This is a genomic window from Blastococcus sp. SYSU DS0828 (assembly GCF_054050975.1).
Map to the genome: position 1 here is coordinate 57,160 of NZ_JBJHAK010000026.1, position 11,676 is coordinate 68,835.

The 11,676-nt window shown below is 75.2% G+C and carries 15 protein-coding genes; 8 read left to right on the forward strand and 7 right to left on the reverse strand.

Annotated elements, in window-relative coordinates; all coding sequences use genetic code 11:
• Positions 1-126 precede the first annotated feature (126 nt).
• Both ACI79Q_RS17745 and ACI79Q_RS17750 read left to right on the forward strand, forming a co-directional pair.
• Positions 127-873: an SOS response-associated peptidase gene (locus ACI79Q_RS17745; protein WP_456615113.1), complete on the forward strand. Its 747-nt coding sequence runs from the start codon at positions 127-129 to the stop codon at positions 871-873.
• Position 874: 1 nt separating this feature from the next.
• Positions 875-2,428, forward strand: a complete 1,554-nt coding sequence (locus ACI79Q_RS17750) for a fused MFS/spermidine synthase (protein WP_456615114.1) — start codon at positions 875-877, stop codon at positions 2,426-2,428.
• Between the two features lie 2 nt (positions 2,429-2,430).
• Here ACI79Q_RS17750 and ybaK read toward each other — a convergent pair whose 3' ends face one another.
• On the reverse strand, positions 2,431-2,904 hold the full coding sequence (ybaK, locus tag ACI79Q_RS17755) for a Cys-tRNA(Pro) deacylase (RefSeq protein ID WP_456597171.1): 474 nt from the start codon (positions 2,902-2,904) through the stop codon (positions 2,431-2,433).
• 196 nt (positions 2,905-3,100) lie between these two features.
• Here ybaK and ACI79Q_RS17760 point away from each other — a divergent pair, with 196 nt between their 5' ends.
• Both ACI79Q_RS17760 and rsrA read left to right on the forward strand, forming a co-directional pair.
• Positions 3,101-3,796 (forward strand): sigma-70 family RNA polymerase sigma factor, encoded by a 696-nt coding sequence (locus ACI79Q_RS17760; protein ID WP_456589273.1) that lies wholly within the window; start codon positions 3,101-3,103, stop codon positions 3,794-3,796.
• The gene (rsrA, locus tag ACI79Q_RS17765) at positions 3,793-4,131 is read left to right on the forward strand and encodes a mycothiol system anti-sigma-R factor (protein ID WP_456589272.1); all 339 of its coding nucleotides are present in this window, start codon (positions 3,793-3,795) and stop codon (positions 4,129-4,131) included. The genes ACI79Q_RS17760 and rsrA overlap by 4 nt, the downstream gene beginning before the upstream one ends.
• Before the next feature lie 112 nt (positions 4,132-4,243).
• Here the strand turns inward: rsrA and ACI79Q_RS17770 are convergent, their stop codons facing one another.
• On the reverse strand, positions 4,244-4,318 hold the full coding sequence (locus ACI79Q_RS17770) for a 50S ribosomal protein bL37 (protein ID WP_014377707.1): 75 nt from the start codon (positions 4,316-4,318) through the stop codon (positions 4,244-4,246).
• Positions 4,319-4,493: 175 nt separating this feature from the next.
• Here ACI79Q_RS17770 and ACI79Q_RS17775 point away from each other — a divergent pair, with 175 nt between their 5' ends.
• Both ACI79Q_RS17775 and ACI79Q_RS17780 read left to right on the forward strand, forming a co-directional pair.
• Complete coding sequence (locus tag ACI79Q_RS17775; protein WP_456615115.1) at positions 4,494-5,543, forward strand: biotin carboxylase N-terminal domain-containing protein; 1,050 nt, start codon at positions 4,494-4,496, stop codon at positions 5,541-5,543.
• Between the two features lie 30 nt (positions 5,544-5,573).
• Positions 5,574-5,825 (forward strand): biotin/lipoyl-binding carrier protein, encoded by a 252-nt coding sequence (locus tag ACI79Q_RS17780; protein WP_456599540.1) that lies wholly within the window; start codon positions 5,574-5,576, stop codon positions 5,823-5,825.
• Positions 5,826-5,881: 56 nt separating this feature from the next.
• On the opposite strand, the gene ACI79Q_RS17785 is transcribed toward ACI79Q_RS17780, so the two are convergent.
• A complete protein-coding gene (locus ACI79Q_RS17785; RefSeq protein ID WP_456615116.1) occupies positions 5,882-6,382 on the reverse strand; it encodes a GNAT family N-acetyltransferase in 501 nt (166 codons plus the stop codon).
• A gap of 80 nt (positions 6,383-6,462) precedes the next feature.
• Here ACI79Q_RS17785 and ACI79Q_RS17790 point away from each other — a divergent pair, with 80 nt between their 5' ends.
• Positions 6,463-7,944 (forward strand): sensor histidine kinase, encoded by a 1,482-nt coding sequence (locus ACI79Q_RS17790; protein WP_456589268.1) that lies wholly within the window; start codon positions 6,463-6,465, stop codon positions 7,942-7,944.
• A 128-nt stretch (positions 7,945-8,072) separates the two neighbouring features.
• On the opposite strand, the gene ACI79Q_RS17795 is transcribed toward ACI79Q_RS17790, so the two are convergent.
• Positions 8,073-8,324 (reverse strand): WhiB family transcriptional regulator, encoded by a 252-nt coding sequence (locus tag ACI79Q_RS17795; protein WP_091928851.1) that lies wholly within the window; start codon positions 8,322-8,324, stop codon positions 8,073-8,075.
• 278 nt (positions 8,325-8,602) lie between these two features.
• The gene (locus ACI79Q_RS17800) at positions 8,603-9,628 is read right to left on the reverse strand and encodes a diacylglycerol/lipid kinase family protein (protein ID WP_456599542.1); all 1,026 of its coding nucleotides are present in this window, start codon (positions 9,626-9,628) and stop codon (positions 8,603-8,605) included.
• Between the two features lie 88 nt (positions 9,629-9,716).
• Here ACI79Q_RS17800 and ACI79Q_RS17805 point away from each other — a divergent pair, with 88 nt between their 5' ends.
• Positions 9,717-10,199 carry a hypothetical protein gene (locus tag ACI79Q_RS17805; RefSeq protein WP_456597177.1) on the forward strand — a complete coding sequence of 161 codons (483 nt, stop codon included), beginning with the start codon at positions 9,717-9,719 and terminating at the stop codon, positions 10,197-10,199.
• An 85-nt stretch (positions 10,200-10,284) separates the two neighbouring features.
• Here ACI79Q_RS17805 and ACI79Q_RS17810 read toward each other — a convergent pair whose 3' ends face one another.
• Both ACI79Q_RS17810 and ACI79Q_RS17815 read right to left on the reverse strand, forming a co-directional pair.
• Positions 10,285-11,067: an HAD-IIA family hydrolase gene (locus tag ACI79Q_RS17810; protein ID WP_456599543.1), complete on the reverse strand. Its 783-nt coding sequence runs from the start codon at positions 11,065-11,067 to the stop codon at positions 10,285-10,287.
• Positions 11,068-11,091: 24 nt separating this feature from the next.
• The gene (locus tag ACI79Q_RS17815) at positions 11,092-11,595 is read right to left on the reverse strand and encodes an N-acetyltransferase family protein (RefSeq protein ID WP_456615117.1); all 504 of its coding nucleotides are present in this window, start codon (positions 11,593-11,595) and stop codon (positions 11,092-11,094) included.
• Between the last annotated feature and the right edge of the window lie 81 nt (positions 11,596-11,676).

The following is an 11,676-nucleotide window of genomic DNA, read 5'->3' on the forward strand; positions in this document are numbered from 1 at the left end:
TCTCTCGTCGAGCGTTCCGACAGAGGGGCCCTACCCGGTGGTCGCTGGCACACGCACGGGCGCCGGCTCGTCGGTGGCCGCACCTACAGTGCTGGGGGAACAGCCCCGTGCCCTCGAGGAGGCGTCATGTGCGGTCGCTACGCGGCCAGCCGCAAGCCCGAGGACCTCGCGCTCGAGTTCGAGGCGGTCCCGGCCGGCGGGCAGCCCCCGCTGGCCGCCGACTACAACGTGGCGCCGACCAAGGAGGTCTACGTCGTCCGGCACGCCCGCGAGCGCGACACCGAGGGCAGGCCGACCGGTGGAGGGTTCCGCGAGCTGCGGGCGGTGCGCTGGGGGCTGGTGCCCTCGTGGGCCAAGGACGTGTCGGTCGGCAACCGGATGCTCAACGCCCGGGCGGAGTCGTTGACCGAGAAGCCGGCCTTCCGCAGCGCGGCGCGCTCGCGGCGGTGCCTGGTCCCGGCCGATGGCTGGTACGAGTGGGCCAAGCGCCTGGACTCCCCGGCCAAGCAGCCCTACTTCATCACCCCCGAGGACGGGTCGGTGCTCGCCATGGCCGGCCTCTGGGAGGTCTGGGGAAAGGGGGAGGACCGGCTCTACACGTGCACCGTGGTCACCGCCCCGGCCACCGGTGCGCTCGCCGAGATCCACGACCGGATGCCGCTGGTGCTCCCGCGGGAGCGCTGGGCGGAGTGGCTGGACCCCGCACGCGAGGACGTGGCGGAGCTCGCCCGGTCCACCCCGCCGGAGCTCGTCGCCGGCCTGGAGCTGCGGCCGGTGAGCCCGGCGGTCAACAGCGTGCGCAACAACGGGCCCGAGCTGCTGGCCCGGGCGGACGGCGTGGACGCCCCCGCCGACCAGCCGGCGCTGTTCTGACGTGGCAGCGGACGAGGCATCCGCCGGTGCTCCGGTCGACACGCCGCCGCCACCCCCACCACCGGGCGGCGCGCTGCCGGCCTGGGTCGCGGCGGGGCTGACCTTCCTCAGCTCCGGCGCGGTCCTCGTGCTGGAGATCGTCGGCCTTCGGCTGATCGCGCCCTACGTCGGCGTGACCGTCCAGACGAGCACCGCCGTGATCGGCTTCGCCCTCGCGGCGATCGCCGTCGGCGCGTGGCTGGGTGGTGCGACGGCCGACCGCACGGACCCGCGCCGGCTGCTGGCGCCGCTGCTGATCGCCGGCGGGGCCCTGGTCGTCGCCGTGCTGCCGCTGGTCCGGTTCACCGGCTCGCTGCTCAGCGGGGCCGACGCCGGGGGCGTGCTGCTGCTGGCCGCGGTCGCCGTGGTCGTGCCCGCGGCGCTGCTCTCCGCCGTCCCGCCGATGGTCGTGAAGCTCCAGCTCGCCAGCCTGGACGAGACCGGCGCGGTCGTCGGGCGGCTGTCGGGCATCGGCACGCTCGGGGGGATCGCGGCGACGTTCGCCACCGGGTTCGTGCTCGTGGCGGTCCTGCCCAGCAGCGTCATCCTCGTCGCCACCGGTGCGGTCACCGTGCTCACCGGCGTGGCGGTCGGCGTGGTCCTGCGGCGCGGTGACGGGCCGCGCACCGTCCCGGCCGGCCTGCTCGTCCTGGCCGTCGTCGGCGCCGGCCTCGCCGCGGTCGCCCCCACCCCCTGCGAGGAGGAGACGGCCTACCACTGCGCGCGGGTGGTGGCTGATCCGGAGCGGCCCTCGGGCCGGGTGCTGATGCTCGACACCCTCCGGCACTCCTACGTCGACCTCGCCGACCCGACCCACCTGGAGTTCGCCTACATCCGGGCGGTCGCCGCGGTGACCGATGCCGTCTTCCCCACGGGCGAGCCCATCTCCGCACTGCACGTCGGGGGTGGTGGGCTCACGCTGCCGCGGTACCTCGCCGAGGTGCGGCCCGGCACCGAGAGCGTGGTGGTGGAGGTGGACCCCGGCGTGGTCGCGATGGACCGCGAGCAGCTCGGGCTGGAGACGTCGGCCGACCTGCGGGTGCGGGTCGCCGACGGCCGGGTCGGGCTGGCCGAGGAGCCGGCGGGGCAGCGCGACCTCGTCGTCGGCGACGCCTTCGGCGGGCTCTCCGTGCCCTGGCAGCTGACCACCCGGGAGGCGCTGGAGCTGGTCGACCGGGCGCTGGCCGACGACGGCGTCTACGCGGTCAACCTCATCGACCACCCACCGCTGTCGTTCGTGCGCGCCGAGCTGGCCACGATGCGCGAGGTGTTCGAGCACGTGGTCCTCCTGGCCCGCGCGCCGGTCCTGGCCGGGGAGGACGGCGGCAACGTCATCGCGGTGGGGTCGCAGCGGCCGCTGCCCGCCGAGGAGATCGCCGCCGCGCTGACCCGCCGGGACCTGGCCTGGCAGGTGGCGGAGGGGGAGGAGCTGACCCGGTTCATCGGGGACGCCCGCGTGCTGACCGACGACTTCGCCCCGGTCGACCAGCTCCTGACGCCGTACGCGGCGCCCTGACCTCAGCGTCCGATGGAGGCGGTGCGGGCGCGCGTCAGCCGCACCAGCTCGGCCGGGGGCAGCTCCAGCTGCAGCCCGCGCCTCCCGGCGCTGACCAGCACCGTCGGGAAGTCCAGGGCGGAGGCGTCGACGACCGTGGGCAGCGCCTTGCGCTGCCCCAGCGGGCTGATGCCGCCGAGGACGTAGCCGGTGGCCCGCTCGGCGTCGACCGGGTCGGCCATCGCCGCCTTGCGTCCACCGGCGGCGGTGGCCAGCGCCTTGAGGTCGAGGGTCCCGCTGACCGGCACCACGGCGACGGTGAGGACGCCGTCGACCCGGGTGACCAGGGTCTTGAACACCTGCCGCGGATCAGCCCCCAGCGCGGCGACCGCTGCCTCGCCGTGGCCCTGGTCGGCCGGGTGCTCGGGGTCGTACGGGTGCAGCGTGTGGGCCACCTTCGCCTGCTCCAGGACCCGTACCGCCGGGGTTGCCGCCACGGCGCCGCAGCGTAGCGAGCACGGCCCGTCGGGAATGGCCGCGGCCGCCGGTGCCGTTGCACCGGCCGTGAGCAGCAGCGTCTCCACCACTCGCGCACGGGCTGTGCACCGGCGTCCCCCGGGCCGTCCGGACGCCGCACGGCTAGGATCGACCGACGTGGTGCCCCGCGTCCGGGGGCCCCGGAGAGGACGGTCGGTGCCTGAGGATTCCGTGGTCGACAACCCCGGTCAGCTGCCCGAGGGCGCGCCGGTGGAGGTGCCCGAGGCCCGCGAGGGCGGGAGTCGCACGGAGCTCGCCGAGACCCGCGCCGAGCGGGACGCCCGGTTCGAGCGCGACGCGCTGCCCTACCTGGACCAGCTCTACCCGGCGGCCCTGCGGATGACCCGCAACCCGGCCGACGCCGAGGACCTGGTGCAGGAGACCTTCGTGAAGGCCTACTCCGCGTTCCACCAGTTCGCCGAGGGCACCAACCTCAAGGCCTGGCTGTACCGGATCCTCACGAACACCTACATCAACAGCTACCGCAAGAAGCAGCGGCAGCCGCAGCAGTACCCCACCGACCAGGTGCAGGACTGGCAGCTCTACGCCGCCGAGGAGCACACCTCCTCGGGCCTGCGGTCGGCCGAGATCGAGGCGCTGGACCACCTGCCGGACTCCGACATCAAGGAGGCCCTGCAGCAGCTGCCGGAGGACTTCCGGCTCGCGGTCTACCTGGCCGACGTCGAGGGGTTCGCCTACAAGGAGATCGCCGAGATCATGGGCACGCCCATCGGCACGGTGATGTCCCGGCTGCACCGCGGTCGCCGAGGGCTGCAGAAGCTGCTGGCCGACTACGCCCGGGAGCGGGGCTTCGTCCGCGCCGGGGCCGGTGAGGAGGCGACCCGCCCGTGAGCGACCAGCAGGGGGCCGGTGAGCCCCTCGACATCAACTCGTGCGACGACGTCCTGACGCACGTCTTCGAGTTCCTCGACCACGAGACCTCCGACGAGCGCCGGGGCGTGATCGCCGAGCACCTCGACGAGTGCTCGCCCTGTCTGCGCCAGTTCGGCATCGAGCAGGAGTTCAAGGCGCTGGTCCGGCGACGCTGCGGTGGCGACAAGCCGCCGTCGGGTCTGCGCGACCGCATCAAGATGCAGCTGACGAGCGTCTCGTTCGAGGAGGACGGGACCCAGGTCAGCGTCGAGCGGCTGACGATCGAGCACTCGGAAGAGCGTCCCACCGCCTGAGTGGGGGGCGAACGCCAGAGGCCCAGAACCCGACGGGTTCTGGGCCTCTGGCGTCCGGCCCCGTTCAGGGGCCCACCCTGAGCCTGCGAAGGGTGGGGAGGACGGGGTCCTTCTAGGCGTTGGGGCGCTTGCCGTGGTTGGCCTTGTTCCCCTTGCGGGAGCGACGCTTGCGTCCGCGCTTGGACATCGCTGCCCTCCTCTCATACTTGCTGGTGGGCCGGGCGGCCCGTGGGTTGTGCGGGGGGCCGGAGCCGGCGCACGCGGGGTGCGCCGCGCTGGCGGACCCGCCAAGCTGACCCGGCAAGCCTCTCACGGGGAGAGCCGGCCGTGCGCCGGGCAGGGCGAACGCAGGAGGAGCAGCAGTGCCGCAGCTGGGGATCGAGACCGTCCTCGTCGCCGGACGGGGACCCGCTGGGTGCGCCGTGGTCCGGGCGTGCCAGCGGCTCGGCCTCAAGGCGGTGGCGGTGCACAGCGAGACGGAGCGCTCGGCACGGCACGTCCGCCTGGCCGACGACGCAGTGCTGCTGGGGCCTGCGCCGGCCGCCGAGTCCTACCTGGCCGTCGACCGGATCGTGGAGGCGGCCCGGCGCAGCGGAGCCGACACGGTGCTCCCGGTTCCTCCCGCCCTGGCCGGCAACGCGCGACTGGCCGCCGAGGTGGTCCGGGCGGGGCTGCGCTGGGGCGGTCCCGATGCCGAGGTGCTGGAACGCCTCGGTGGTGACGGCGTGGAGCCGGCCAGCGAACGCGGCTTCCTCGCTTGGGTCACCGCCGACGGACTGCGTTTCGCCACCTCGGTGGCCCGGGATCGTGCCGCCGGCATCGCACGTGTGTCCTGGACCCCCGGCGAGCCCCGGCAGCTGCCCGCGGCCGCGCACCGCCTCGCCGAGGTGGGCTGGCGCGGGCTGGTCACCGTCGGCATCGCCCCCGACGGCGAGCTGGCCGAGGTCGCCGCGGGCTTCTCGCTGGACATGGCGGTGCTCGAGCGGTCGCACGGGGTCGACGCCGTCGAGCTGGCGCTGCGCAGCGCCGTCGGACCCCGGGTCCCCGGGCCGGGCCCCGTGGCCCGCAGCGAACCGCGGGCGGCGGTCGTCGCACAGCTGCGCGCCACGCTCCCGCCGGGGAGAGCCGGCCGGATCAGCGGTCGCCTCCCCGGCTCCGGGCGCCCGCCCGCGGCCGAGGGCGGCGTCGACCTGGTCGCGGTCAGCGGTTACGACCCCGGTGACCGGCTGGACGGCTGGTACGACGCGCTGCTGGCCACCGTGAGCGCCGGCGCGGACGACGTCGCGGCGGCGGCGCGTGCGGCCGGCCTGGCGCTGTCCGGGCTGGCCGGGGCCGGGGTGCCGCACGACGGCCCCGAGGTCTGCGCGGTGCTCGGCGGGCTGGCCGAGGGGCGCGCCTTCCCCGAAACCTGACGCCCGGGGCCCGTGCTTGGATGGGGGCTCATGATCGGGCGGGCGCGGGAGGTTCCGGTGGCGGTCGAGGAGATCCACGCGGAGATGGTCTCCAGTGTCTGGAAGGTCCTGGTGGAGCCCGGTGCGCGGGTGTCCGCCGGTGACACGCTGGTGATCCTGGAGTCCATGAAGATGGAGATCCCGGTGCTCACCGAGCGCGCGGGGACCGTGCAGGAGCTCCACGTGGTCGAGGGCGAGGTCCTCCAGGAGGGCGACCTCATCGCCACCGTCGCCGACGCCTGACGGCCCCGCCCGGAGGCTCGCCCCGAGCGTGCGAGGGGTGAGGAGGGCGGGGTCCTTCAGCAGACGTCGCGGGTGTAGACGAGCAGGTCGACGCCGGGGGCGGGCGTCCAGTCGCGCGCCGGCAGCCGGGTGAAGCCCAGCCGCTCGTAGAGCCGGTGGGCCGCGCGCATGCGCGTGCCGGTGGAGATGACGACGCGCCGCCGGCCCGCCGCGCGGGCGCGGGCCAGGCACGCCTGCACCAGGGCGGCGCCCACTCCGCGGCCCTGCGCCCGCGGGTCGACCACGAGCATGCGGAAACCGGCCTCGTCGGGGGACTCGAGCACCTCGCCGAACTCGCCGCCCGCCACGAACGCCACGCTGCCGATCAGCCGGCCGGCCTCGTCGCGGGCGACCAGCAGCTCGGCCAGCCGCGCACGACCGGCCACGTCGGCCAGCTCGGCGGCGTACCCCGCCGACGCCAGGCCGCCGCGCACGTACACGTCCACGGTGAGCGCGGCGATGCGGTCGTGGTCGGCGGGGACCGCCGGCTCGATGCGGACGGCGGGGAGGGGAGGCACGCGGTGCAGCGTAGGAGAGGACCCGGTCCCGCTCGCCCGCTCGGGGTGGGCCTCGGGACGGGTCATAGGCTCGGGGCACCATGAGCAGCCTCTCGGAGCGCCTCACCCGTGGCACGGCGTCCAGCCCCGCCCAGATCGACCACGCCCGGCGGCTGGTCGCCGACTGGCAGCTGCTGGCCGACCTCGCCTTCGCCGACCTGACGCTCTGGGTGCCGCTGTCCTCGGGATCGTGGTGGTGCGTCGCCCAGGTCCGCCCGCTCACCGCGCCGACCAGCCGGCCGGAGGACATGGTCGGCGTCGAGGTGGACGCCGACGCGGCGCGGTCGTTCACCGCGGCGCTCCGCGACGGGCGGCCGGTCACCGACGGGGAACCGGACCGGTCGGGGACGCCCCCGCGCCGGCGCGAGGTCATCCCCGTGCGGCACGAGGGCGTGGGGATCGCCGTCCTGGCCAAGGACACCAACCTCGCGGTGACGCGGGCGCCGTCGACGCTCGAGCTCACCTACCTCGACATCGCCGCCGACCTCTGCCTCATGGTGTCCGCGGGCACCTTCCCGCCGGTCAGGGCGCAGGACGCGGAGATGAGCCCGCGTGTGGGGGACGGGCTGGTTCGCCTCGACGGGGCGGGCAGGGTCACCTACGCCAGCCCGAACGCCCTCTCGGCCTACCGCCGGATCGGGGTGGTCGGCGACCTGGCCGGCGCCGTCCTCGCGGAGGTGACGTGCCGCGTGGTCACCGACCGCGTGGCGGGGGAAGCGGCGGCCGCCGGCATCACCGCGGCGATCGCGGGTCGCTACCTGGACCCCATGGACGTCGAGGCAGCCAGCGCGACGCTGCTCCTGCGGGCCCTGCCGCTGCACGCCCCCGGCGCCGAGCCCGGGGCGCTGGTGCTGGTCCGCGACGTGACCGACGTGCGGCGTCGGGACCGGGCGCTGCTCACCAAGGACGCGACCATCCGGGAGATCCACCACCGGGTGAAGAACAACCTGCAGACGGTCGCCGCGCTGCTGCGTCTGCAGGCCCGCCGGATGACCGAGCCCGCGGCCCGGGCGGCGCTGGAGGAGTCGGTGCGCCGCGTGGCGTCCATCGCGGTCGTGCACGAGACGCTCGCCGGCAGCCGGGAGGACGTCGTCGACGTCGACGACGTCCTGGACCAGGTGCTCCCGATGCTCGGTGACCTGACCTCCGTGGGGCCCGCGGCCCGCACCCGCCGCACCGGCTCGTTCGGCGAGCTGCCCGCGGCGGCGGCGACCCCGCTGGTCCTCGCCGTGACCGAGCTGCTGCACAACGCGGCCGAGCACGCGTTCCCCGAGGGGGAGCCGGGGGTCATCGAGCTGGTCGCCGAGCGCGAGGGGGACGACCTACGGGTCCGGGTCCGCGACGACGGGCAGGGCCTGCCACCGGACTTCGACCCGGCGACGAGCGACGGGCTCGGCCTGCAGATCGTGCGGACGCTGGTCACCAGCGAGCTGGGCGGGAGCCTGACGATGGGGACGCTGGAGGGCCGGTCGGGCACCGAGGTCGTGCTGACGTTGCCCTGCACCGCCCGGCCGCGGCGGTGAGAGCTGCACCGTCCCGGACGACGCCGAGGCCGGTCCGGGAGGACCCGGACCGGCCTCGTGGCGGTCGGTGCTTCGCGGTGGTGCGGTGGGCCGCCGGTGAACCCCGGCGGCCGTCGTGGTGGTCCGGATCAGGCGGTGTGGACCCGGGTGCGAGCCTGACGCCGCTTCAGCGCGCGCCGCTCGTCCTCGGAGAGCCCACCCCAGACACCGGAGTCCTGGCCCGAGCGCAGGGCCCAGTCCAGGCACGACGAGACCACCGGGCAGCGCTGGCACACGGCCTTGGCCTGCTCGATCTGGACGAGAGCGGGGCCGGTCGTCCCGATCGGGAAGAACAGCTCCGGGTCCTCGTCCCGGCAGAGCGCGCGGTGGCGCCAGTCCATGGCGTTGTACTCCTCGATGTCGTCTGCGGTCGGTGCGTCAGTCGCCTTGCTCGGTCTGCGATCGCCGGGCCGACACCGGTCACCCAGCGTCTTGGCGGCAGCGACTGCCTGCTTTGTTACCGGCAGGTTGCGTCCCAGCAGCGATGTTTTCACGTGCCGGACGCCTGTCAAGCGAATCGGGGTCGACGCTGACCCCCGCGTGAGCAACCTCACCACGCCCGTGCTAGGCCCGCCACCCGGCGGGGGGAAAAGCCGTGCCGATCACTCAAGAAGAGCCGTCAGGCGATCACGCGCAGGGCGTGCGGGACGTCCGTGATCCGGACGCCGGTGGCCGTGCCCAGGTGGTCGCCGTCGACCTGCCAACCCTGCGGCCGGACGGCGGTGATCGACAGCTCCCGGAGGTCGTGCCACCGGTGCAGGCCGCGTCCGCGCAGATCCGGCTCGGGCCGCATGGTCTGCCGCAGGGCGCGCAGCATCCGGGCGGCACCCATGCGGCCCAGGGCGAAGACGTCCAGCCCGGTGTCGAAGGAGGCCTGCGGCGTCGGGTTGACCGGTCGCGCCCCCAGGTAGGTCCAGGGGCTGACGTTGGACACCAGGCAGAGGAACAGCTCCTCGACGGGTGGCTCGCCGGGCACCTGGAGCGTCATCGCGGGGCGTCGCCGCTCCCGCCCGAACAGGAAGGCGCTGGTGCCCTCCCGGACGTAGAGCGCGCCGGTCGACCGGCGCCCCCGGGCGCGATGGGCCTCCACCCGGGCGATCACCTCGGCGTCGAACCCGAAGCCGGCGGCGAACACGAACCACCGGGGGGCGGTCCACCCCGGGCCGTCGGCGTCGGCGTCGGCCCGGGCGACCGCCTCTGCCGCCTCCGGCGCGACCCCGGTGACCGCCGCGGTGCTCGTGCCGGTGGCGCTCGCGGTGCCCAGCGACACCGACCGCGTCCGGCCGGCGCGCAGCGAGGCGAGGATCTCGGCGGTCGCCTCCACCGGGTCGCGCGACCGGCCGAGGGCCCGGGAGAACACGTTGGTCGACCCGCCCGGCACGACCGCCAGCGTCGGCACGGCCGGTCCGGGCCCGTCGGTGAGCAGGCCGTTGACCACCTCGTTCACGGTGCCGTCGCCGCCGAGGGCGACGACGACGTCGATCCCCTCGGCGGTCGCCCGGGCGCCCAGTTCACGGCCGTGCCCCCGGTGCGTCGTCTCGGCGACGTCCACCTTCAGCTCGCTGGCCAGCGCGCCGACGAGCACGTTGCGCATCTTGGCGGTCGTGGTCGTGGCCGCAGGGTTGACGACCACGAGCGCGCGCATGCCGCCAGGCTATCCAGCGGCCCGGCGTGGGTGCGGCAGGACGTCCGGTGGGCGACCGCAGCCCGGGCCCGGGCGTAATCTCGCCGTCGTGACCGAGGACCGCGGAGCGCCCACCCCGCCGCCCCGTCGCCTCGCCGACCGGCTGTTCGGCGCCACCGCCGCCCAGCCGGCGCCGCGCCCCGCCGGGCCGGCGACGGAGGCGCCGCCGTCACTGCGCCGGGCGGCCCTGGCGGTGGCCCTGGAGGCCGTGGCGTTCGCGGTGGGCGCGCTGGTGCTGCTCTACCTCACGTTGACCGGCGCCCCGCAGAGCGTGCCCCGCGCGCTCGCCGAGGTGGTGCTGGCCGCGCTGGCCGCCGGCGTGCTCGGGGCCGCCGCGCGAGGGCTGTGGAGGGTCGCCGGCTGGGCCCGGGCGCCGGTGGTGGCGATGCAGCTGTTCCTGGGGCTGACCGGCTTCACGTTCGCCTTCTCCGCGCAGCAGCCGCTGATCGGCCTGCCGATCCTGGCGCTGGTGGGCGCGGTGCTCTACCTGCTGGCCGCGCCCGACTCGCGGCTGGCGTACGACGGCCGCTGAACGAGGACCCCCTTCCCCCATCGCTCGCACGCTCGGGGCGGGCCCCTGAACGGGGCCGGTAGGGGGTGGGCGACGGGTTCCTTCTTCAGACCAGGTCGATCACGTCGGCGATGGAGTCGAGGACCCGGCTGGGCCGGAACGGGAAGCGGCTCACCTCGCTCGCGGAGGTGGACCCGGAGAGGACCAGCACCGTCTCCAGGCCCGCCTCGATACCGGCGACCACGTCGGTGTCCATGCGGTCGCCGACCATGATCGTCGACTCCGAGTGCGCCTCGATCCGGTTCATCGCGCTGCGGAACATCATCGGGTTGGGCTTGCCGACGAAGTACGGCTTGGCGCCGGTCGCCGCGGTGATCATCGCGGCCACCGAGCCGGTGGCAGGCAGCGGACCCTCCGGCGAGGGGCCGGTCACGTCCGGGTTGGTCGCGATGAACCGGGCGCCGCCCTCCACCAGCCGGATCGCCCGCGTGATCGCCTCGAACGAGTACGTGCGCGTCTCCCCGAGGACGACGTAGTCCGGATCGGTGTCGGTCATGACGTACCCGACCTCGTGCAGCGCGGTGGTCAGCCCCGCCTCGCCGATGACGTACGCCGAGCCGCCGGGCAGCTGGGTGGCGAGGAAGTCGGCGGTCGCGAGTGCCGAGGTCCAGATCGCCTCCTCGGGTACGAGCAGGCCGGTCCGGCTGAGCCGGGCCGCGAGGTCGCGGGGCGTGAAGATGGAGTTGTTGGTCAGGACGAGGAACCGGCGCCGTCGCTCGACCAGCCGGTCGAGGAAATCCTTGGCACCCGGCAGGGCGTTCCCCTCGTGGACGAGGACCCCGTCCATGTCGGTCAGCCAGCACTCGATCGGTCCGCGCTCGGTGGTCACGGGTCGAACGCTAGCGCCGCGCGGTCAGGTTCGGTCGTCGGAGGCGAACGACGCGAGCGCGTCGTCGGTCAGGCGGAACACCGTCCACTCGTCCATGGGGACGGCGCCGGCCGCCCGGTAGAAGTCGATCGACGGGGTGTTCCAGTCCAGCACCGACCACTCCAGCCGGGAGTAGCCGCGCTCGACGCAGACCGCGGCGAGCGTGCGGAGCAGCTCCTTGCCCAGGCCCGTGCCCCGGTGCCGCGGCTGGACGTAGAGGTCCTCGAGGTAGATGCCGTGGGTGCCGCGCCAGGTGGAGAAGTTGAGGAACCACAGGGCCACGCCCACGACCTGGCCGTCGCGGGGGGGGGGGGGGGGGGGGGGGGCCGGGGGGGGGGGGGGGGGGGGGGCGGGGGGGGGGGGGGGGGGGGGGGGGGGGGGGGGGGGGGGGGGGGGGGGGGGGGGGGGGGGGGGGGGGGGGGCGGGGGCGGCGCCCCCCCCCCCCCCCCCCCCCCCCCGCAGCGGCTCAGCGCGAGCGGGGGACGGCACGTGGCCGCGGTGTGATCCGGAGGGTCACGAGGTCATGGCCTGCCCGAGGTCGGCGAGCAGGTCGTCGACGTCCTCGATACC

Bases quoted from the DNA above. Each gene is read 5' to 3' on its own strand.
- ACI79Q_RS17745 (WP_456615113.1), top strand. From the start codon at position 127: ATGTGCGGTCGCTACGCGGCCAGCCGCAAGCCCGAGGACCTCGCGCTC.
- ACI79Q_RS17780 (WP_456599540.1), top strand. From the start codon at position 5,574: ATGATCGGGCGGGCGCGGGAGGTTCCGGTGGCGGTCGAGGAGATCCAC.
- ACI79Q_RS17790 (WP_456589268.1), top strand. From the start codon at position 6,463: ATGAGCAGCCTCTCGGAGCGCCTCACCCGTGGCACGGCGTCCAGCCCC.
- ACI79Q_RS17795 (WP_091928851.1), bottom strand. From the start codon at position 8,324: ATGGACTGGCGCCACCGCGCGCTCTGCCGGGACGAGGACCCGGAGCTG.
- ACI79Q_RS17800 (WP_456599542.1), bottom strand. From the start codon at position 9,628: ATGCGCGCGCTCGTGGTCGTCAACCCTGCGGCCACGACCACGACCGCC.